The 21,938-nt window shown below is 64.5% G+C and carries 20 protein-coding genes; 19 read left to right on the top strand and 1 reads right to left on the bottom strand.

Going from position 1 to position 21,938, the window contains the following annotated elements:
• Positions 1-121 precede the first annotated feature (121 nt).
• Positions 122-919 (top strand): hypothetical protein, encoded by a 798-nt coding sequence (locus tag ACTHNR_RS04595; RefSeq protein ID WP_440546330.1) that lies wholly within the window; start codon positions 122-124, stop codon positions 917-919.
• Between the two features lie 147 nt (positions 920-1,066).
• Positions 1,067-1,399 carry a hypothetical protein gene (locus ACTHNR_RS04600; protein ID WP_440546331.1) on the top strand — a complete coding sequence of 111 codons (333 nt, stop codon included), beginning with the start codon at positions 1,067-1,069 and terminating at the stop codon, positions 1,397-1,399.
• A 75-nt stretch (positions 1,400-1,474) separates the two neighbouring features.
• Here the strand turns inward: ACTHNR_RS04600 and ACTHNR_RS04605 are convergent, their stop codons facing one another.
• Complete coding sequence (locus ACTHNR_RS04605) at positions 1,475-2,695, bottom strand: DUF5621 domain-containing protein (RefSeq protein WP_440546332.1); 1,221 nt, start codon at positions 2,693-2,695, stop codon at positions 1,475-1,477.
• A gap of 804 nt (positions 2,696-3,499) precedes the next feature.
• On the opposite strand from ACTHNR_RS04605, the gene tssB reads away from it, so the two are divergent.
• From tssB to tssK, 17 genes are all read left to right on the top strand, one after another.
• Positions 3,500-4,042, top strand: coding sequence for a type VI secretion system contractile sheath small subunit (gene tssB, locus ACTHNR_RS04610; protein ID WP_440546333.1), 543 nt, complete (start codon positions 3,500-3,502; stop codon positions 4,040-4,042).
• Between the two features lie 62 nt (positions 4,043-4,104).
• On the top strand, positions 4,105-5,598 hold the full coding sequence (tssC, locus tag ACTHNR_RS04615) for a type VI secretion system contractile sheath large subunit (protein WP_440546334.1): 1,494 nt from the start codon (positions 4,105-4,107) through the stop codon (positions 5,596-5,598).
• A gap of 87 nt (positions 5,599-5,685) precedes the next feature.
• Positions 5,686-6,174: an Hcp family type VI secretion system effector gene (locus tag ACTHNR_RS04620; protein ID WP_440546335.1), complete on the top strand. Its 489-nt coding sequence runs from the start codon at positions 5,686-5,688 to the stop codon at positions 6,172-6,174.
• Between the two features lie 66 nt (positions 6,175-6,240).
• Positions 6,241-6,690: a type VI secretion system baseplate subunit TssE gene (gene tssE / locus ACTHNR_RS04625; RefSeq protein WP_440546337.1), complete on the top strand. Its 450-nt coding sequence runs from the start codon at positions 6,241-6,243 to the stop codon at positions 6,688-6,690.
• A 5-nt stretch (positions 6,691-6,695) separates the two neighbouring features.
• Positions 6,696-8,459, top strand: a complete 1,764-nt coding sequence (gene tssF, locus ACTHNR_RS04630; protein ID WP_440546338.1) for a type VI secretion system baseplate subunit TssF — start codon at positions 6,696-6,698, stop codon at positions 8,457-8,459.
• Positions 8,414-9,520: a type VI secretion system baseplate subunit TssG gene (gene tssG, locus ACTHNR_RS04635; RefSeq protein WP_440546339.1), complete on the top strand. Its 1,107-nt coding sequence runs from the start codon at positions 8,414-8,416 to the stop codon at positions 9,518-9,520. Before tssF ends, tssG begins: the two co-directional genes overlap by 46 nt.
• A gap of 11 nt (positions 9,521-9,531) precedes the next feature.
• Positions 9,532-12,237 carry a type VI secretion system ATPase TssH gene (gene tssH, locus ACTHNR_RS04640; RefSeq protein WP_440546340.1) on the top strand — a complete coding sequence of 902 codons (2,706 nt, stop codon included), beginning with the start codon at positions 9,532-9,534 and terminating at the stop codon, positions 12,235-12,237.
• 1 nt (position 12,238) lies between these two features.
• A complete protein-coding gene (locus ACTHNR_RS04645) occupies positions 12,239-14,164 on the top strand; it encodes a type VI secretion system Vgr family protein (RefSeq protein ID WP_440546341.1) in 1,926 nt (641 codons plus the stop codon).
• A gap of 26 nt (positions 14,165-14,190) precedes the next feature.
• On the top strand, positions 14,191-14,919 hold the full coding sequence (locus ACTHNR_RS04650; protein ID WP_440546342.1) for a toxin-antitoxin system YwqK family antitoxin: 729 nt from the start codon (positions 14,191-14,193) through the stop codon (positions 14,917-14,919).
• Positions 14,920-14,922: 3 nt separating this feature from the next.
• Positions 14,923-15,309 carry a DUF4280 domain-containing protein gene (locus ACTHNR_RS04655; RefSeq protein WP_440546343.1) on the top strand — a complete coding sequence of 129 codons (387 nt, stop codon included), beginning with the start codon at positions 14,923-14,925 and terminating at the stop codon, positions 15,307-15,309.
• Positions 15,310-15,321: 12 nt separating this feature from the next.
• Positions 15,322-15,549: a hypothetical protein gene (locus ACTHNR_RS04660; protein WP_440546344.1), complete on the top strand. Its 228-nt coding sequence runs from the start codon at positions 15,322-15,324 to the stop codon at positions 15,547-15,549.
• Positions 15,550-15,655: 106 nt separating this feature from the next.
• A complete protein-coding gene (locus ACTHNR_RS04665; RefSeq protein WP_440546426.1) occupies positions 15,656-16,552 on the top strand; it encodes a substrate-binding periplasmic protein in 897 nt (298 codons plus the stop codon).
• 29 nt (positions 16,553-16,581) lie between these two features.
• On the top strand, positions 16,582-17,859 hold the full coding sequence (locus ACTHNR_RS04670) for a dicarboxylate/amino acid:cation symporter (RefSeq protein WP_440546345.1): 1,278 nt from the start codon (positions 16,582-16,584) through the stop codon (positions 17,857-17,859).
• Positions 17,860-17,867: 8 nt separating this feature from the next.
• Positions 17,868-18,578, top strand: a complete 711-nt coding sequence (locus ACTHNR_RS04675) for an aspartate/glutamate racemase family protein (RefSeq protein ID WP_440546346.1) — start codon at positions 17,868-17,870, stop codon at positions 18,576-18,578.
• Complete coding sequence (locus ACTHNR_RS04680) at positions 18,575-19,996, top strand: dicarboxylate/amino acid:cation symporter (RefSeq protein ID WP_440546347.1); 1,422 nt, start codon at positions 18,575-18,577, stop codon at positions 19,994-19,996. The genes ACTHNR_RS04675 and ACTHNR_RS04680 overlap by 4 nt, the downstream gene beginning before the upstream one ends.
• Positions 19,993-20,517: a hypothetical protein gene (locus ACTHNR_RS04685; protein ID WP_440546348.1), complete on the top strand. Its 525-nt coding sequence runs from the start codon at positions 19,993-19,995 to the stop codon at positions 20,515-20,517. Before ACTHNR_RS04680 ends, ACTHNR_RS04685 begins: the two co-directional genes overlap by 4 nt.
• An 84-nt stretch (positions 20,518-20,601) precedes the next feature.
• Positions 20,602-21,933 (top strand): type VI secretion system baseplate subunit TssK, encoded by a 1,332-nt coding sequence (gene tssK, locus ACTHNR_RS04690; RefSeq protein ID WP_440546349.1) that lies wholly within the window; start codon positions 20,602-20,604, stop codon positions 21,931-21,933.
• The last annotated feature ends 5 nt before the right edge of the window (positions 21,934-21,938 follow it).

Below are 21,938 nucleotides of genomic sequence, written 5' to 3' on the forward strand. Positions count from 1 at the left end.
CTCCCCATGTCGGCCGGGGCGCCGTTTGCGGTTCGTTGCCGAGTGCCCTAAACTAGCCGCCGAACGAGACCAGGAGCGGCGCGAGCCCTCTGCAAGAAAACAACATCATCCGGGGAACGACATGACGTTAGCGGCGACGGTCGACACTTTTTTCCATTCCAATGTGACAACGTTCAAACGGGTTGCGATCGCTGGCGCGCAAATCTCCGCGGACGGCAGAGATTACCTGCTGGAGGACGGCTGCATCTTCGAAAACGACTTCAATCTTGTCGGCACACGGGACGAGTTCGTCGATCACGCGGCCCGGATCGATCACCTCAATCAAGGCGTGGGCACGCATCGCACTGTCATGACCGACCCGGAATGGCGCACGTTTTACGACGTCGGGCAACGCAATTTCTTTCACGTGACCACGGCGCATCCCGGCGGGACGCAGGTTCCGATGGCCTCCGCGCCCTGCTCCGGGTGTGGTTTATGCCTGCCGCTCGAGCAGTTGGAGATCGATCACCTGCATCCGCAAGACGGCAGCGCCGTACCGCCGATTCTCAAGGTCTTTCGTAGCCTTGGGCTGACCGTCGGCGGACCGAAAGGGCCCCTCGGCACGGCCGTGCGCGCGAATCATCTCGCGGGAGGCAACAACGCGACGGGAGGCGCCGGCAATCCCAAACTGGCTAAAGGCAGATTAGCGGTGCTCATGCGGGGCCCTAGGTATGTTGGCCCGCATGCGCCGTTTGCAAAACAAAGTCGACTAGACCGACACACCACTTCAGAGGCGGGCAACGCGCTGTTGAGCGTGTTTTGGCGTGTCAACGCAATGCCGGCCTTGGAAAACGCCTGCCGTAATTCGCTCGTCAACCTGCGGCCGTTGTGCGGCGTCTGCAACCGGCACAAGTCGAACACGCCGCGTGTTTTCGGCTGACCTCGTGGCGCCGACGGAGGGCCTTACGCGCCGGCGATCCTTCACACCGCCGAGCTCGTATCGGCGATTCCCTTACCCCTCGTCGTCGACCGCGCGGTGGAGTAGGATGGTTCGCGGGCGGGGAAATATCGGTGAAGGGAGCGCGCAATGAACTCGATTTCCGGACAGCACGTCGCATCGACCGTGGAGGCCATGGCAACGTTGGCGGAGTACTTGGAATTCGCGCTGGACAAAGGCGGCGACCTGGTGATGGTGAAGAACCGACCGAGCGGCACCAGCACGTTATACATAGGCGATGTCGCCGCTTCGGAGGAGAAGCTTCCGAGTTGCGGCAAGATTCGGAACGACATCGCTGACGCCATACTCGAAAGCACCGTGTCGGGGTTCAATGAACTGAATATCAACGGAGAAGCGTATCGGTTCATGCGCTTCTTTACCGAGATCGGCAACGAAGGGGCGGTGGTGTTCGCGGCCGTTTGAGTTTGCCTTATCCTAGCCGGCCGGCGCCCCGCCGAATACTTTGATTATCGCGGCTTCGTGCGGTAATCAGCGCGATCAAACATAAAGCCCCATGCTCGACATGCTGGCCGTGAGCTGGCGCGCGGAAATGTCGATCGCTTGCTGGCCGCCGCCGCGAATCGGCAGCAATACCGTCGGAACGCCGCCCAGCTTCGTGGGCTGAAAGCCGATGTCGATCAGCGACTGTTTGAGCGCCGTGTAGAACTCGGCTTTCTTGTAGTCCTGAATGACGGCGTGCGTATCGATGCCCTGATTCTCGAAGACCCACGCGTACAAGTGCGGCAGCGTGCGCTTGAATACGCGGCGGTGGTGTTCGTTGATGAAAAAGTCGGAGAACTTGACGTATTGATCGACCCGATTATTAAGAAAATCCCGAGTTTTTCGAGCCCCGAGAACGGCTTGTGCAAACCCGGGGCTCGTCTTTTTATAGCCAGGCATCTTCGCTTTCATTTTCGCGTACAGATTGCATTGCTCCAGCTCGTTGTAATTCGGCGAGGGAGGAGCGGTAAAGCGCGTGCCGAAGTGATCGAGAAATTTCCACGCGAGAAACCACGCCATTTGCGCGGCCTCACCCAGTTCCTTCTTTACGCTCTTGTCTAGATTAACCTGTCCGCTATGGTTGCCGGGAAATGGCACATAAATTGCGTTCGTCGCGGAATTCGTGAACGTGACGCGCTTGGCATCCTGGGGCTTGAAGAAACCTCGTGTCTCGTGCATCGACAGTACGGCTAAATAATTTTTGACGTTGCCGCGAATGGTGCTTGCATCGTCGTCGCTCTTGTTCCCAATCCCCGCCACGGGGTCGACCGCAAAAATGTTGATCTCGATGTCCGGAAAAATCTCTCGAAGCTTGTACGCGAGCTTCGTGCAGGTGACCGCCCCGCGGCTCCAGCCGAGCATGTTGACCGTGCGCGGAGCGGGGTTGAGCTCGGCGATGGTCGCGACGGCGTGCATCACGTTATCGTCCCAGCCGGCGCCGGTCATCACGCCGGTGGCCTTCCAGTTGTGATGGGTGTGTCCCATCTCCTTGTTCCCGAAGAACGACTTGGCTTGCTTGTCGCGCGTGAACGGGTTGAATTGCCCCGGAATCGGGGCCGTCGTGGGGCTGCTGCCCGGACCATCGCAGATCAGGAAATCGCGGTACTCGACTCCGGCCGCAAGGCGACCGAATTCGGCGACGATCTCCCCTTGGCCGTCACGGCTGGCGCAAGTCCCGTGGTTGAAAACGGTGAATACGGGCGAGGTAAATGCGGGCATGAAGTATCCACCTTCAATTAGAAAAGCGCGGCTTGTTCAGGGTTTTCCTGAATACAAAAAGCAGGGACGGTCAGCGTGGGATCACAGCATAACAGCGTCATTGGAAAGGTTGCAATGGCGCGAAGAATGCTTAGCCGAGGTTGGAACCGATGCCACTCGCCGAGCATTCCGTCTTAAGAGCGGGCAATCATTCATAATACGAATGAAAAGACTGAAAACGATTGCGCCGGTGGGTCGGGTTATAGAGCCAAATTTACAATGACAATTAGGGTTTCTGCTTAAAGATGGGCGGCCTAGGCGCGCTTTCATTACGTTTGCATATTCGTGTGCTTGCGCGGTTGAGCCCCAGATTGAAATTCGAAAATATGTGCGGCCGCTAACACTTTTTAACCTTTGTATGCTAGAGTCCCGCCTCAAAGAGGCCTGAAAGAATTCAGTCAAGCGTTGCGGACCACAACCTTTTCAACCCACACACAGGACAACCCACGGATAGTCGAACATCGACCGTTTGAGTGAGTCATCACGGGGTACGTGCGGCGTCGAGCGATGCTTGCGCTTGCCTCGACAGTGAAGCGGTGTGCGGTCGGGGGGGCGTGCCGGTTCATTGTCATTGCTGGGCAGCGGCACCGCGCAACGGCTTTTTGGCTTGTCACGCGTCGCGCGCTCGCTCGGCGTCTCAAGGGGTAATGTGATCTCCCCGCTTCGAAGTACCCGCCCCCCTACGAATCCGAGTCATTTCATCGCGAAGTGCCGCGCATGCGGCTATGTCGATTGCGCGTTTGTGTTTTTAGTCCGGAGGGGACCATGTCCAATAGTTTGCAGAAATGGGTCGGGCGCAATCGTCCGCCGCGCGTTCAGATCACCTATGACGTCGAGATCGGCGACGCGGTGGAAAAGCGCGAGTTGCCGATGGTCGTCGGCTTGCTCGCCGATCTTTCGGGGCAGCCGGCTACGCCGCTTCCCAAGCTGAAGGAGCGTCGCTTCGTCGAGATCGATCGCGATAATTTCGACGAGATCATGGGCAAGGTCGCCCCGCGTCTGGATCTGTCGGTGCCCGACACGATGAAGGGCGAAGGCAACCTCAAGGTCGAACTCAAGTTCAATCAGTTCTCCGATTTCCATCCGGAAAGCATCGTGCGCCAAGTGCCGCGCCTCGCGAAGCTGCTCGAAGCGCGTCAGCAATTGCGCGACCTGCTGGGCAAGCTCGACGGCAACGACGAACTCGATTCCATCCTCGAGCGCATCGTTCAGAACTCGGAAGAGCTCAAGAAGGTGCAGAGCGAAGCGAACGCCGGCGGTGCAGCCGCCGCGGCCGAGCCGGCAGCCGAAGGCGCCCCGGCCGAGTGAGCGGCGCGACGCGCTCGCGCGTCCGCAGCCGCTGATGCAACGAACTGACAAAGGACTACCAGATGGAAACGAATTCCGCCGCCGAATCGTCGGCCGCCGGCGCCACGACGAACGCCGATCTCACGCTGCTCGACCGTATCGTGCTCGAAGGCAACATGGCCGTCGAGCCCTCGCAAGGCGTCTACGCCAAGAAACTGATCGGTCAGCTCGCGTCGCAGATTCTCGACGAAGGCATGCGCACGAGCCCGGACAAGGGCGTGGTCGCGATGATCAACGAGCGTGTCGCCGAGATCGACAAGCTGCTCACGGATCAGCTCAACGCCATCATGCACGATGAGGATTTCCAGGCGCTCGAAGCGTCGTGGACGGGTCTGCACGACATGGTCTACGGCACCGAGACGAGCACGCGCCTGAAGCTGCGTCTGCTCAACGTGACGAAGAAGGAGCTGCTCAAGGACTTGGAGACCGCTGTCGATCACGACATGAGCGTGCTCTTCAAGAAGGTCTATGAAGAGGAATACGGCACGTTCGGCGGCTACCCGTACTCGCTGCTGATCGGCGATTACACGTTCGGCCGCCACCCGCAAGACATCGCGCTGCTCGAGCGCATCTCGAAGGTGGCCGCCGCCGCGCACGCGCCGTTCATCGCTGCCGCCGCGCCGAGCCTGTTCGATCTGAAGTCGTTTACCGAGCTGGGCGTCACGCGCGATTTGTCGAAGATCTTCGAAAGCGCCGAACTCACGACGTGGCGCAGCTTCCGCGCCTCCGAGGATTCCCGCTACGTGTCGCTCGTGCTGCCGAGCTATGCGGCGCGCTTGCCCTACGGCGCGAAGACGAAGCCCGTCGAGACGTTCAACTTCGAAGAAGACGTCGACGGCACGGACCACAGCAAGTATCTGTGGGCGAATTCGGCCTATCAAATGGGCCTGCGCATCACCGATGCGTTCGCCAAGTACAGCTGGTCCACGGCCATTCGCGGCGTGGAAGGAGGCGGCAAGGTGGAAGGCATCGCCGCGCACGCGTACAAGACGTCGGAAGGCGATGTCGCGCTCAAGTGCCCGACCGAGGTGACGATCACGGATCGTCGCGAAAAGGAGCTCAGCGATCTGGGCTTCATCGCGCTCGTCAACTCGAAGGGCTCGGACTTCGCGGCGTTCTTCGGCGGTCAAACGACGAACAAGCCGGTGCTGTACAACAAGGACGAAGCGAACGCGAACGCGCAGTTGTCGGCTCGCTTGCCCTACGTGCTGGCCGCATCGCGCTTCGCGCACTATCTCAAGGTCATCATGCGCGACAAGGTCGGCAGCTTCCAGACGCGCGGCGGCATCGAGTCGTATTTGAACAACTGGATCTCCGATTACGTCCTGATCAACCCGTCGGCGTCGCAGGAACAGAAGGCCCGCTTCCCGCTGGGCGAGGCACGCGTGGACGTGACGGAAGTGCCCGGCAAGCCCGGCTCGTATCGCGCGACGTGCTTCATCAAGCCGCACTTCCAAATGGAAGACCTGACGGCTTCGATCCGGCTCGTGGCCGACCTGCCGGCGGCGGCCGCCTAACGGAACGGCGCTCTAGCGACGCATGACCCAAGCGGCGGGCGCGCGAGCCCCGCCGCCTCTTTCGCCACATATCGAATCGGAACACTCATGGATACAGTCATCCTGCAGTTCAAGGACATCAAGGGCAACTCGCTGATCGACGGCTACGCCGACGGCATCGTGCTCTATTCGTTCAGCCATAGCGTCGCTATGCCGATGAACTCGGACACGGCGAACACCGAGCGGACGATGGGCCGCCCGACCTTCAGCGAATTTTCGATTACGAAGGCCACCGATCAGGCCACGCCGGCGCTGTACGCGGCCTGCGCCGCGGGCACGAAGCTCGGCGATGCGACGATTTCGGTCGGTCGTAACGAAGGCGGCAAGTTCATGCTCCTGATGAAGTACGTGCTGAGCAACTCGATGATTTCGCACATCAGCACGGGCGGCGGCAGCTCGGAGATGTCGGATTCGGTCACGATCCACTTCACGCAAATGACGTCGCAGTACACGCAGCAAAACACCGACTCGACGAAGAAGGGCAATGCGTCCTTCGGCTGGGATCTCGCCGCGAACAAGGCAGTCACGGTCTCGTAATGTCGTTCACGCGGTGCGCCGCTTGACGGGGGCGCACCCGGAAGTTTCAGGTTCTACGCTTACGTTATGTCGACCATGCGCCAGGGTTATCCGATGCCGCTGTTCGAGCGTCTCGTCGAGGACACCGACGCCTGGCTCGAAGGCGAGAGTGCGCTTCGGGACTCGGTGGCGCGCGAACTCTCGCGCCTCTTGAACGCGCGCTCGCGCTTGACGATGGCCGAGTTCGCGCGCAGCGACTGCGGCGTGCTCGACTATGGCGTACCCGATTTCTCGGAGCGTTCGTTGCGCTCGGGCGCCGATCGCGAAGCGATCCTCGCGGCCGTGCGCCGCGCGATCGCCCTGTTCGAGCCGCGGCTCGCCAACGTCGCCGTTAAGTTCGACTCGAACGGCGAGACGAGCCGCGATGCGATGCTCGTCGTCGAAGGCGACATTCGCGTCGAGCGGTCGGTCGAACATGTATTTTTCAAATTGGCGCCCGGTGCCGGCGCAACTCCGGATGATCCGGACGGATGCTGACCGACATGGCGCCAGACGATATTCTCCAGTACTACAAGCGCGAGCTGTCCTACCTGCGCGTGCAGGGCGCGGATTTCGCCCAGCGCTATCCGAAGGTCGCCGCGCGTCTCGCGCTGCACGGCACGGAATCGCTCGACCCCCACACCGAGCGGCTGATCGAAGCAACCGCGTTTCTCGCGGCGCGCGTGCACCGCGATCTCGATCAAGCTTTTCCGCACATTGCCTCGGCGCTGCTCGAGAACGTTTGCCCGTCGCTTGCGCAGAGCGTGCCGGCGATGACGGTCGCTCAGTTCGATCTGGATCCCACGCAAGGCAAGGTCACGGCCGGTTTTCTCGTGCCGCGCCATACCGGGCTGTCGGCGTTGACGGAAAGCGGCGATGCGTGCCGATTCCGTACCGCGTGGGATACCGTCTTGTGGCCGCTCGTCATCGGCGATGCGCGCTTTTGCGACGATTCGACGCTGCGCTTGCGGCTCGATTGCGAGCCGGGCGTCGATTTCTCCGAACTCGAAATCCGCAAGCTTCGGCTGCATTTGCACGGCGACTGGATGATCACGATGCCGCTGTACGAGCTGCTCGTATCGGGTGTCGTCGGCGTTTCGCTGGCGCCGCCGGGCGCGCCGCTCGTGCGCCTCGGGCAATCGGCCTGGCGGGAAGTGGGCTACGGCGAAGAGGATCGCGTGCTGCCCGCACCGGCTCACGCGCACCCGGCCTACGGTCTGCTGCAGGAATACTTCGCGTTCGCGCGCAAGTTTCACTTCTTCGACTTGGAAGTGCCGGCCGGCGCGTTCGGCGGCGGCCGCAGCTGCGAAATCGTCCTGCATCTGGACCGTATGCCGCGCGCGCTCGCGCATATCGGCGCGCAGCATTTTCGCCTTGGCTGTACGCCCATCATCAACCTGTTCGCGCAGACGACCGAACCGATCGTGGTGGACGGGCGGCGCTACGAGCACCGTCTCGTCGCCGAACAGAAGCGCGAAGCGATTACGGAAATCCACTCGATCGTATCGGTCATCGCCTCCGATCCGGTTGCCGACCGTGCGATCGAGCTGCCCGGCTACACGGCGGTCGACCGTATGGATGCGGCGGGCGGGGCCAATCCATCCACGTTTTGGTTCGCGCGTCGCGAGCACAGCGTGCGCGGCAATGTGCCGGGTGTCGACACGTACCTGAGCTTCGTCGATGCCGGCCGCAACTTCATCGATCCGGCCACGCCGGTCGTCTATGCGAATGTGCTGTGCACGAACCGGCGTCTTGCCGAGCATGTGCCCATCGGCGCGAGGATGATCGTCGAGCGCGTGTCGCGCAATACGCGCGTGCGTTGCCTCTACGAGCCGACGGCGCCGCGCGACCCGACGCTCGGCAGCGAAACGCTGTGGCGGCTCGTATCGCTGCTCACGCGCAACTATCACTCCTTGGTCAGCGGCCCGAACGGCAAGCGCGAACTGCAGGAGATGCTGATGCTGTTCGCCTCCGACGGCCTGCGCGAACAAGACCAGATACGCGGCATCAGCCGCATCGGGGCGCGCCACGTCACCGCGCACGTGGGCACGGATGCGTGGCGTGGGTACTGCCGCGGCACCGAGATTAATATCGAATTCGATGCGGACGCGTTCGTGGGCAGCTCGCCCTTGTTGATGGCCGCCGTGCTCGCGCGCTTTTTCGCGATGTGCACGTCGGTCAACTCCTTCGTCCGGCTCGTGGTTTGTCGTGGAGATGAGATATGGAAGCAATGGGAACCGATGACCGGTTGCCAGCAGCTGCTCTGATCGCGCGGCTGCTCGCTCATCCTCACGGCTTCGACTTGTTCCAGGCGATTCACTTGCTGGAACAGGCGCAGCCTTGGGCTCGGCCGCTGGGAACCGGCGACGGCACGGACGAGGCGGTGCGTTTCACGGGCCACGTGTCGCTCGCGTTCGAACCGAGCGATATTCGCAACGTGCGCACGGTGGACGCGGGCGAGTCGCGCGCCACTTATACCGTCAGCACCGCGGCAATGACGCTCGCGGGTGCGAGCGGGCCGCTGCCGCTCGCATTCACGGAATGGCTGCTCAGCCGCCGCGCGGCGCGCGAAACGGCGATGTCGGATTTCCTCGACATCTTCAACCATCGGTTCCTGTCGTTTCTGTACCGCGGCCGCCAGAAGCATGCGCCGGGGCTCAATGGGCGTGCGCCGGACGATGCGGCGTTGACGGCATGCCTCGATGCATTGGGGAACCTCGGCTTGCGCGCCGGAGAGCGAGGCCCCGGCGGCGCCCGGCGCTGGCTGCGGCACGCCGGTTTACTCGGCGGCGCGCCGCGGTCGATGACGGGTTTGCTTGCGATGCTTTCGGACCGGCTAGGAGTAGCGGTGCGAGGGGCGCAGTTCGTCGGCGGCTGGCGCGAACTCGACGCGCGCGATTCGGCGCGCTTGCGCGGACGCGGGCTGGGGGCGTCGCGTTTGAACGGCAGGGCGGTCGTTGGCCGGCGCTGCTGGGATCAGGCGGCGGGCGTGCGCATCGAGTTCGTCGATCTGCGGCAGGATCGATTCGAGGCTTTGCTGCCGGGAGGCGAGCTGCACGAGCTGACCGCTTGGCTCGTGCAGTCGTATTTGGAACAGGATCTCGAGGTCCACGTCGTGTTGAGGCCCGCACCGCGGAAGGCCGCTTGCGCGGTGGGCGGCGCGCTCGCCGTGAGGCTCGGCTGGACGTCGTGGCTCGGAGCGGCCCCGGCGGCGCCCGGAGCACAAACGGCGAAGACGGACGTCAAAGCGGCCAAGCCGTTGGCGCCCGCCCGATTCACCCTGCGCATGCCGCCGGCCGCGGCGGCATGGCGCCCATCGAACGCATAAACCGGCCGATCATGGAAATTGACATTCGCACTTTGGTGAGCCGGCTCGATCCGGCGTGCAAGCATGCAATGGAGCTTGCCGCGCAGCTGTGCGTGCGGTTGACCCACTACAACGTGGACGTCGAGCACTTTCTGCTGCAACTCATCGAATCCGATGCCCCCGATTTGCGCGTCATCCTCGAACACTTCGAGATCGCCTCGGCCGACGTCAGTGCGCAACTTCAAAAGGCCGTCGACCAATTCAAGCGCGGCAACGGTCGCACGCCGGCGCTGTCGCCGAATTTTTCGCGCCTGTTTCAAGAAGCGTGGCTCTTGAGTTCGATGCTGCTGGGGCAGCAGCAGATTCGCTCGGGTACGGTTTTGCTCGCGTTGCTCGAAGTCGATAGCCTGCGCGGTTTGGTGCTGGATTCGGCGCCCTCGCTGCTGAAGATTCCGCGCGCCACGCTGCGCGATTCGCTGGCCGCCGTGCTCGCTTCGTCCAGCGAGGACGGCGGGCAGGCGGCGGCTCCCGCCGGCTCCGCCGCGACGGGCGGCGGCGCGCCCGCCGGCAAAGCGCCGTTGCCGGCGATGCCGTCCGCCGTCGGCAGCGGGCCGGGCGGCTCCGCGCTCGGGCAGTACACGGTCGATCTGACCGAGCTGGCTCGCGAGGGCGCGATCGATCCGATATGCGGACGCGATCTGGAGATTCGCCAACTGATCGACGTGCTGCTGCGGCGCCGGCAAAACAATCCGATCCTCACGGGCGAAGCCGGCGTGGGCAAGACCGCCGTGGTCGAGGGCTTCGCGCAACGTATCGTGCTTGGCCAAGTGCCGCCCGCGCTGCTGAACGTCACGGTCCGCTCGCTCGATCTCGCGCTGCTGCAAGCAGGCGCGGGCGTGAAGGGCGAGTTCGAGAATCGGCTGAAATCGGTCATCGCCGAAGTGAAGGCGTCGCCCGTGCCGGTGATTTTGTTCATCGACGAAGCGCATCAGCTGATCGGAGCCGGCGGCAGCGAGGGCCAGGGCGATGCGGCCAACTTGCTCAAGCCCGCGCTCGCCCGCGGCGAATTGCGCACGATCGCGGCCACCACGTGGGCCGAGTACAAGAAGTATGTGGAGCGCGATCCGGCGCTCGCGCGCCGCTTCCAAGTCGTCAAAGTGGATGAGCCTAGCGAGGCGGTCGCCATCGAGATGCTGCGCGGCATGGTGCCTAAGCTCGCGCATCATCACGGCGTCGAGATCATCGACGAAGCCGTACGCGACGCCGTGAAGCTGTCGCATCGCTACATTTCCGGACGGCAATTGCCGGACAAGGCGATCAGCGTGCTCGACACCGCATGCGCGCGCGTGGCCATCGGGCAAAGCGGTGTGCCTCAGGACATCGAGGCGCTGGGCCGCGCGCTCGAATCGGGCGAAAACCAATTGCGCATCCTGCGCCACGAGGCCGCGACGGGCAGCGACCACGCCGATGCCATCGCCGCGTTGACCAAGCAGCTCGAAGACCAGCGCGCCAAGCATGCGCGCCTGACCGATAAGCTCGCGACCGAGCAACGCGCCGTGGACGAGATCCTTGCTTGGCGGCGCAAGATCGCGCAACAGGTGGAGGCACAGGCGCCCGCGGAAGAGGGCGAGGACGCCGAGTCGCTGCTCGCCAACCTGGGCCGCCTCGAAAAGGGCTTGGAAGCCGTGCAGAACGACGAGCCGATGGTGCCGGTGTACGTCGATTCGACGATGGTTGCCGAGGTCATTTCTGGCTGGACCGGCATTCCGGTCGGGCGGATGTTGGCCGACGAACTGCACACGGTGCTCTATCTGCACGACAAGCTGGCCGAGCGCGTGGTGGGCCAAGACGAGGCGCTCGACGCTATCGCGCGGCGCGTGCGCACGTTCCGGGCCGACTTGGACGATCCGGGCAAACCCGTCGGCGTGTTCTTGCTGGTCGGTCCGAGCGGCGTCGGCAAGACCGAAACCGCGGCCGCGCTGGCGGATACGCTCTACGGCGGCGAGCGCAACATGATCACCGTGAACATGTCGGAGTTCCAGGAAGCGCATAGCGTGTCGGGGCTCAAGGGCGCGCCTCCGGGGTATGTCGGCTATGGGCGCGGCGGGGTGCTGACCGAAGCGGTGCGCCGCCGCCCGTATAGCGTCGTGCTGCTCGACGAAATGGAAAAGGCGCACCCGGACGTGCTCGAGCTGTTCTTCCAGGTATTCGACAAAGGGATCATGGAAGACGGCGAAGGCGTGCCGATCGACTTCAAGAACACGTTGATCCTGCTCACCTCGAACGCCGCACAGGAAGTGATCACCGAAGCGAGCCAGGGCGGGCGCCGCCCGCCGCCCGAGGAGTTGATCGAGCGCCTGCGTCCGGCGCTGCTGCGCCAATTCAGCCCGGCGTTCCTCGGCCGGCTCGTGCTCGTGCCGTACTACCACTTGGGCGACGCCCAGATCGCCGCGATCGTGAACCTCAAGCTGAACCGGCTCGCGGAGCGTTTTTCGCGCAACCATCACGCCACCCTGACGTGGGACGACGATTTCGCGCGCACGATCACCGAACGCTGCAAGGAAGTGGATAGCGGGGCGCGCAACGTGGACCACATTCTCACGCAGATCGTGCTGCCTGAACTCGCGCGCGAGGTGCTCGAGCGCATTTCGGTGGCCGAGCCGTTCTCCGCCGTGCACGTGAAGTTCACGCCGACGGGCGGCCTGGCGTTCAGCTTCGCCGCGGGCGACGGAGTCTGATATGCCGGCATCGACAACGGTCCAAACAGGCAGCTTTCTTTCGGTCAGTACGCCGTTCGGCGAGAACGTGCTGCTGCTGGAAGGCTTTTCGGGCCGCGAAGCGATTTCCGAGCTTTTCCATTTCGAGCTGCGCATGCGCTCGACCAACGAAGCGCTGTCGCCGGCGTCGATCGTCGGGAAAACCGCGACCGTGACGTTGCAGACGCTAGGCGGATCGCCGCGTTATTTCAGCGGGATCGTCACCCGGTTCGCGCAGGTCGGCGCCGATGCCGCGTACGGATATTATTCGGCGGCCCTAGCGCCGAGTTTGTGGCTCGCCACGCTCGGCAGCGATCGCGTGATCTATCAGAGCTTGAGCACGCTCGACATCATTCAGAAGGTGCTGTCGCCGTTCAACGTCACGATCAAGCAGAGTACGACGGGCACGTACCAACCGCGCGAGTATTGCGTGCAGTACGACGAGAGTCCGTTCCAGTTCATCTCGCGGCTCATGGAAGAGGACGGCATCTTCTACTTCTTCACATTCGCCAACGGCAGCCATACGATGGTACTCGCCGACAGCCCATCGGCGCACGAGGCGATGACCGCGCCGTCGACGCTGTGGTTCTCGAGCGATTCGGTGGCGCACAGCCCGGCCGAGCGCGTGAGCGATTTCGAACTCGTCACGGGACTGACCGAACGCACGCATATCGTGGCCGATTACGACTACACGTCCGCGGCGGTTTCATCGGCGACGTCGGCCGCGACGAGCGGTGTGACCAACGGAACGCGGTATATCTTCCCGGGCCGCTACCCGACGACGACGGACGGCACGCAGACCGCGGACTTGCGACTCGCCGCGCAGCAAGTCGGCCAGCAGACCGGTCTTGGCGCAAGCGCTTGCTATGCGCTCACGGCCGGCTCGACCTTCACGCTCGGCGGACATGCGAACAGCACCGTCAACGCGAACTACGTCGTGCGCTCGGTCGAGCACAGCGCGGCGAACGAGGTCTACACGAACAAGTTCTCCGTATTTCCTTCGTCGGTACCGTTCCGTCCGCCGCTCGTCACGCCGCGGCCCGTCGTAGCGGGCAATCACACGGCGATCGTCTCGGGTTCGACCGGCGAGGAAATCTGGACCGATTCGTTCGGGCGCATCAAGGTCAAGTTTCATTGGGACCGCTCCACTACGCGGAACGAAAACACCTCGTGCTGGGTGCGCGTGGCGCAGACGGTCGCGGGCAACGGGTGGGGGCACTTTTTCCTTCCGCGCGTGGGCCAAGAGGTCATTGTGAGCTACGTGGACGGCGACCCGGACCGACCGCTCGTGACCGGCAGCGTCTACAACGAATCGAGCACGCTGCCGTATGCGCAGCCTTCGATGCAGACGCGCAGCACGATCATGTCGCGTTCGTCCAAAGGCGGCAGCGCGGGCAATGAAATACGCATGGAGGACAAGACCGGCAGCGAGGAGCTTTACCTGCATGCGCAGAAGGATATGAACGTCTCGATCGAGAACGCGCTTGCGACCACCGTGATCGCCGGCAACGAGACGCATACGATCCAAAAGGGCGACCGGACCGTCGATGTGCAGACGGGGAAGGAAACGCACACGGTGAAGGGCACGCGCTCGCTCGACGTCACCGGCGACGAGACGCATACGAACCATGCGAAGTTCACGCACAACGTGACGGGAGACTACACGCTGAAGGTAAGCGGGAATCTGACGATCGACGTCAGCGGCTCGATCACGTTCAAGTCGGGTACGTCGCTCACTTCGCAGGCCGGAACATCGCTTACGAATCAGGCCGGCACCACGCTCGAGACCAAGGCCGGCACGACGCTGACGCTCGAAGGCCTCGAGGTGCAGGGCAAGGCGTCGGCCGCCGCGACGGTCGATGGCGGCGGGATGTTGACCCTCAAGGGCGGCCTCGTGAAGATCAACTGACGCCGCCCACCCGATAAAACATCGCCATGACCGATTCCAAGCCCACGAGTTCTGCGCTTTCCCCGGCCGCGCCGGCGGGGGCGGTCGCTCGCGCCGTGGTCGAGGAGCGCGATCCGAGCGGGGCGGTGATCGGGCGTACGACGATGGCGGGCGGCGTGCCGGACGGAGCCATGACGCGCTTTACGCCGGACGGCAGGCCCACGTTGGAAGCGCACTATGCGCACGGCGCGCTGTCGGGGCCGATGCGAGCATTCGATCCGCCGGGCGTGCCCGTGAAAGAGGCGCACTACGTCGAGGGCAAGGAACACGGCGTGACGACGCTGTATCAGGATGGCCGCGTCGCGGCTCGGCAGCGATTCGTGGCCGGCGTGCTGCAGGGTGAAAGCGTGTCGTACGCGCCCTCGGGGCAGGTCGGTTCGCGGCTGCCATACGTGGCCGGCAAGCTGGACGGCGAAGCCGTCTATCTGCACGAAGGCGTCGTCGTGCGGCGTGTGCGATACCGCGCGGGCGTGCTCGAAGGCGAGACGCGCGAGTACGCCGCCGACGGTTCACTGGTGCAGACCCTGCCGTATCAGGGCGGCTTGCTGCATGGGACGGCGCGGCGCTTCGACGCCGACGGCCAGGTGATGGCCGAGCGCCGCTACGCGAAGGGCAAGCCGCAGGAGGCATGGCGCAGCGTCGACGCGCCCGTCGCCGGTGCGGCGGGCGGCCTGCCGAAGGTCGTCGCCAACATCGAGAAATGGGTGAAGGGCTGATCGATGGGCATTCTGGTCACCACGGGCACCATGTTGCAATGCAGCTTCGGCGTGGCGCCTTCTTCGCTGAACGTGCTGCCCACGGCATGCGTCATGTCGGGTGCGCCGGCCGCGACGATCATGGACAACGCGCCGATGGTCAACGTCATGCCGTTCGGCATGTGCAACTGCCCGGCCAACCCGCAAGTGGCGGCGGCCACGGCGGCGGCGATGGGCGTGCTGACACCGATGCCCTGCGTGCCGGTTACGGCGGCGCCGTGGGCGCCCGGATCGCCGACGGTGCTCGTCGGCAGCATGCCCGCGCTGCAAAACGATTCGAAGTTGATGTGCAACTGGGGCGGCGTGATCCAGATCGTCGCGCCGGCGCAATTCACCACCATGGTTCCTTGAGGACGATTGCCGATGCCCTATGTTTTTTCCATGACTGCGCGGATGGCGACGATCGCGGCGTGCTGCATCTTGCTGCTCTGCGTGCTGCTGTTTCTGCTCGGCGTCGAGATCGGTGCGCGCTACGCCGCTCCGGCGCAGGCGACAGGCCTGAGCGCCGCGCCGGCCTTGAGCGAGCGCGCCCCCATGCCCGCGAGCGGGGACGCCGCGGCGTCCGCCGCGCCGGCTTCAAATGCTTCTTGAAATTTGCCAACGGTAATCGCTTATGTTCAAGCTTCACACTGCATGTCCTGGGACGCCCTGCGGCCGTTACAACACGACGCGCTTTTTGCGCGGCGTCGCCGGTCGCATGGCGGCCGCCTTGGCGATGAGCGTTTCGCTCTTCGCGGCAGCGGGCGCCGCATGCGCGGCAGGCGCCACGGCGCCTGCCCCGGCTCCCGCGGCGGCTTCGCCGGCCAGCGCGCCGCTCGTGCTGACGCCGACGGGCCTCGTGCGCATGCCCGACGGACGCCTGCTCGCGCCCGAGTTCGCGCGCATCGTGAATCGCGGCGAATTGGTCGTGGCGATGCTGGGCGTCGACCAGCCGCCGTTCTTCGAGACCCGCAACGGCCGGCTGCAGGGCATCGACGTGGACATCGCCAACGAAATGGCCGCGAAGCTCGGTGTCCAGGTGCGATTCAATCGCGATGCGAAGACGTTCGACGGCGTCGTCAGTCTGCTCGCGAACGGCGACGCCGACTTGGCGATCAGCAAGCTCTCGCGCACGCTGGCGCGCGCCGAGATCATCAGCTTCAGCACGCCCTATGTCCGCTTGCATCGCGCGCTGCTTCTGAATCGCATCAACTTCGCGCAGGTTGCGCACGGGCGCACGGCACCGGACGTGATCCGCTCGTACGACAGCACGATCGGCGTCGTGATGAATTCGTCGTACTCGCAGTACGTCCGCACGAACTTTCCCGATGCGAAGGTCAAGCCGTACCCGAGCTGGGACGCGTTGCTCGGCGCGCTGGATAAGGGTGAAGTCACAGCGGCCTATCGCGATGAGTTCGAAGTCAAGCATGTGCTGAAAAGCGATCCGACGGCATCGCTGAAACTGCGCGTGGTCACGCTCGACGATCTGGACGACCCGATCGCGATCGGCGTCAACGTGTCGACGCCCGCCATGCTCGCGTTCGTCAATCAGTTCCTGGCGGAACGCAGCAAGAAGCTCGACGTCAAGACGTTGCTGCAAGCGACCGATAACTAAAAAAGACAGCGCATTTCGGAGACCGGACAATGAATACGAAAAAGCTTTACGCCTTTGCCGTGAACCCGTGGGTGGTGATCGGCGCGCTCGCGCTCGGCAGCGCCTTCGGCCTATTGCTGCCCGCGATGGCGGCCAAGCTCGACGTGATCGGGGATCTTTACGTCAACCTGCTGAAGATGACGACGCTGCCGTTCATGGTGTCGGCCGTGATTTTCAGCCTGCAGCGCCTGTTTCGCGACGGCGGCACGTCGCGCTTGCTGCTGCGCGTCGTCATCGTCATCCTGGGCGCGTCGGCGACCGTTGCGGTGGTGGGCGCGATCGTGCTGCTGACGATGCGCCCCGGCGCGAATATTTCGACAGCGACGATGCATACGTTCGGGGCGATGGTCGGCAGCGACGATTCGGGCTCGAACGAAACGGTGATGAGCTTGTATGGGACAGACACCGTGCCCAAGACCGTCGGGTTGACCGACATGCTCAAGAGCCTGGTGCCGAGCAATATTTTCGCGGCGCTCGCAAGCGGCGATGCGCTCAAAGCGCTGGTGTTCGCGCTGCTGTTCGGTCTCGCGGTCGGCCGCGTGCCGGAGCGTATCTCGGTGGGCTTGAGCCAAGCGCTCGAAACCGTGTATCACGCGTGCCAGAAGCTCATGCATTGGCTCAGCTACCCGCTGCCGCTGATTTTATTCTGCATGAGCGCGGCGCAGCTCGGCAAATCCGGCGTGGGACCGCTGCATGCCATGCTGCAGTTCGTCATTGCGTTCTTCGTCGTCGCCTTGCTGCTGCTCGTGATCGCCGCCACGATCATCTGGAAGCGCTCGGCCAATTCGCTCGGCAGCACGCTCGACGCGCTGCGCGCGCCGTTCGCGCTCGCCCTGGCCACGCGCAACAGCGCCGCCTGCATGCCGAGCATGATCGAGAGCCTCGTCGACCGGCTCGGCTTCGCCCGCTCGCGCGTCGAGTTGATGGTGCCGCTCACGGTGTCGCTGCTGCGCGTCGGGCCGATCGTGTACTACGTCTGCGCGACGCTGTTCATCGCGCAGCTCTACGGCAAGCACCTCGGCGTGACCGAAGTCGCCACCGTCCTGCTCGCGTCGGTCCTAGCGGGCTTCGCCTCGGCCGGGATGACCGGTCTCGTCACGGTGTCGCTGATCGGCATGACCTGCGTCTACCTGAGCTTGCCGTTCGAAGCGGCCTTCATTCTGTTTCTCGCGGTCGATCCGCTGTGCGACATGCTGCGCACGTTGATCCTCGTCATCGGCAATACGGCTGCCGTGTCGATCATTTGTCCCCGGCCGCTCAAGCTATAGAGCCCGCCATGGCGATGATAGGCATTCTGGGCGGCATGGGGCCGCTTGCCACGGTCGATTTCATGGAGCGCGTGATCGACTTGACGAGCTCGGCCGGGGCATTGCGCGACCAGCAGCATCTGCCGCTGCTGGTGGTGCATCTTCCGCATATTCCCGACCGTTCCGACGCACTGCTCGGGACGGGGGAGAGCCCGTTGCCGGCGCTGCTGCGCGGCATCGATATGCTGAACCGCAACGACGTGGAGCTCATCGTCATTCCGTGCAATTCGGCGCACCACTGGTACGACGCGATGTGCGCCGAGAGCCGCGCGCCGATCATCCATATCGCAGAGGCGAGCGTGGCCGCGCTGCCCGCCGAGGTCACGCGCGTGGCCGTCATGGCGACGGGCGGCACGTTTCATTGCGGGCTCTATCAGCGGATGCTCGCCGCGCGCGGCTTCGAATCGGTCGAACCGGACGAAACGACGCAGCAGCACATCGACGCTTGTATTCGCGACGTCAAGGCGGGGAAGATCGGCGCATCGACGGAACACATGGCGCGCGCGCTCGACTGGTTCGCGCGGCAAGGGGCCGAGGCGGGCATTCTCGGCTGCACCGAGCTGCCGCTCGCCACGCAGCAGATGGATGCGCCGCCGATCCCGATGATCGACAGCACCCTCGAACTCGCGCGCGCGACGGTGTCCTATGCGCTGTCGCACGGCTGGAACCGGGCCCAATGAGCGCGTTGAGACAACTGCCCAACTCGGCGCTCGTGCTGCTGCTGTGCGTGCTGCTCGGCAGTGTCGCCGGCGCGTTCGCCGAGCCGGTGGGCGAGGCCGCCTACGCCATCGGCCAGATCTACATCTCGATCGTCAACATGGCGGCCGTGCCGCTGCTCGTGGTGGCCATGTTCTTCGGCCTGCGCCAGCTCATGGGGCTGCCGCGTCCGGGCATGCGTATCGGCACGATGCTGATGTTGGCCGTCGGGCTCGTCGCGCTGTGCGCGTTCGTCGGCACGGTAGCCGGCGTGGCGGCGGCGCCCGGATTGCACTTGTCGGAAGCCGCGCATGCGCAGCTCGGGCGGCTCATCTTGTCGAGCGGCGGCGACGCCGGCGAGGTGCGCATGGCGCTCTTTTCGCAGGCGGCGCAAGGCACGGCCGATCACCGGCTCGCACTGACCGAACTCGTACCCGACAACTTCTACAGCGCGCTCGCGAGCGGCCGGGCCCTCGGGATCCTGACTTGCACGATCTTCTTCGGCATGGCGTTCGCCGCGTTGTCCGCCGAGCAGACCAAGGTGCTCAACGGGATTTTCGAAAGCATCTATCGCACGCTCGAAGCGCTGATCGATTATGCGAATCTGCTGCTGCCGGTGCTCGTGTTCGGTACGGCGGCGCATTGGGTGGCGCATACGCCGCGCGAGATTCTTTCGGCGATGGGCGGCTTCATCGGCGTATTCCTCGTCTCGGCGGGCGTGCTGTGCTGCGTCGCTCTGGCCGCGATCGCGATACGAACGCGCGTCTCGCTGCTGCACGCCGCGGCTTGCCTCCGGGCGCCGATGCTGGTCGGCTTCACGTCCGGCACGGCCACGGGCGCCATACCGCATACGATCGAGGCGATGAGCACGAAGCTCGGCTTCAGCCGCGGCGTGGCGGAACTCGTGGTGCCGTTCGGGGCGGTATTCTTGCGCGCCGGTTCGGCGCTGTATTTCGCGCTCGTCGCTTCTTTCGTCGCGCACCTTTATGGAAACTCGCTCAATTTGAGCGACTGTGTAATGATCTGCGCCGCCGCCACGGTAGCCGCGTTTGCATCGGCCGGGCGCAATGGGGTTGCCGGCATCGCGGCGGCGGGGATCGTGTTATCGCTGCTTCGGCTGCCCGTCGAGGCGGCCCTCGTGGTCTTCGTCGCGATCGATCTGATCTGCGACGGGCCGCGCAATCTGCTGAGCCTGCTGTCCACGTGCACGGTCGTGGCGCTGGCGTCGGCGGGCTTGCAGCTCGATCGCGCGGCAAACCCGCAACAGCCGGCAGCGCCTTATGGCGATTCCGTGATCGTGCGCCTAGCATTTACACGAGCGCAGCTTGCGATGGTGGCGCTGTGCACGGTCGTAGCGGCTTCTTTGATCGTAGTCATGGGTATAGGGGTAGGAGCAAGATGACGGATTGGCGACGCTCTGCGGGACGGCCTTCCTTCGTGCACGGCGGCGCGCCGGGCATCCGGCTTTGGGCCGCGGCGCTCTTCACCGTGATGTGCTTCACGGGACTGGCCGGATGTTCGATCCTGTTTCCGTCCGGCGACAAGGTGAAATGGGACGAGCTGACGCTCGCGGCAAGCGACGAAGCGAACAACGACAGTCCCGTCGCGGTCGACGTCGTGTTCGTCACCGACAAGGCCATGCTCGATCGCGTGGCGGAGCTGCCCGCGTCGAAATGGTTTTCCGTGCGCGGCGATCTCGTCGCCACGTTTCCCGATGCGATTCGCTACCAAAGCTGGGAGCTCGTGCCGGGCCAGCGGCTCGTGGTGCCGGGCGAGAAGCTGCGCGGGCCTCGCGTGGCAGGCGTCTTCGTCTTCGCGGATTATCCGGGGCCGGGCGCCAATCGCGTGCGGGTAGAGCGGTTCAACGGCCGGCTCGTCGTGCAGCTCGGCGACAACGCATTTTCAGTTTCGAGTGTGAAATGACCGAACTTCGCTGTTCCTTCGAATTTAGACGTGCCGCGCCGCCGTGCGGCGGCCTGGCCGTTGTTCTCAGCGCGAGGCGCGCTCATGGCTGATCGACTCGTTCCCATCGCCGACCGCGTCGAGTGGTTCGAGGGCATGCTGTTGGCGCCGCAGCACTTCCAGCTGCTCGGCGCGCGCGTCGATTCGCTCGTCGCATGGCAGACCCTGGCCGCGGCCCCGTTCAGCTGGGGCGTGCGGCGCCTCGTGTTCGACGAAGGGTTGCTGGCGGCCGGCATCGTGCGCGTGCTCGCGCTCGAGGCCATCATGCCCGACGGAACGGCCGTGTCGTATTCGGCCGATATCGCTCAGCACGGCCGGCTCGAACTCTCGCTCGCCCCGTTCGCGGAGAGGCTCGCCTCGTCCTCGCTCGAGCTCTACCTGACGCTGCCGGTCGCTCAATCGGTGCGCGGCGAGGCCGAGATGCGCCGGTTCCGCTCGGTGGCGGGCGAGCCCGTCGAAGACGATACCTCGGGCGCGCCGGCGGCCGACATCCCCCGCCTCGTGCCGAATCTCGCGCTCGAAGCGGGCGCGGTCCCGTCCGGGCGCTTCGTCTCGTTGTGTCTGGGCGCCGTCTATAAAGACAACGAGGTCGTCAAGCTCGGCGAGCGGCAGCCTCCGCTGCTCGAAGTGGCGCGCGACAATCCGCTCTGGAAGGCGGTGGCCGGCTTGCTGGGCCAAGTGCGCGGCAAGGCTGCCTTCGTGGCGCGGCAGACGGCGATTCCCTCGTCGAAGGCCGACGACCGCCTCACCCAGCTCGAGTTGAAGGACCGCTTGCGCAGCCTGCTTTCCGCGCTGCCGCTGGCGGAGGCCGTCCTGCGCACGCCGCATTTGCATCCGCTCGCGCTCTATCACGCGCTCGCCGCCCTGCACGGCTCGCTCTCGATGCTCGCGCCCGGCGGCTTGCCGCCCGTGCCGCCCGATTACGATCATGCCGATCCGCTGGCCGTCTTCACGCCGCTGCTCGGCTCGCTGCGCGAAGCGATCGCCGAGGTCAGCGAAGGCTACCGCGAACGCAAATTCCGCTATGGCAACGACGCGTTCGATATCGCCCTGCAAGCGCAGTGGGTGCAAGGGCGCCTCGTGATCGGATTGCGCGGCCAATCGGATCGCGATCTGCTCGCTTGGATGGACGGCGCCGTGATCGGCTCGGAATCGGTCTATCCCTCGCTGCGCAGCCGCCGCGTGCTCGGCGCCTCGCGCCGCGCGGTGGAATACGCCGAGGAGCTCGGGATACGGTCCGGATCGGGCTATCTGCTGTTCGAGGTGGAAGCCGACCCCGCGCTCGTGCGCGCGGGCGAGCCCCTCGTCATCAGCAATCCGAACGAAGGGGCGAGCGCGCAGCGGCCCCAGGAAATGCTGCTGTTCACGAAAGACTGACGGTG

The organism is Trinickia sp. (assembly GCF_051954495.1).
In the GTDB taxonomy this organism is placed as follows: domain Bacteria; phylum Pseudomonadota; class Gammaproteobacteria; order Burkholderiales; family Burkholderiaceae; genus Trinickia.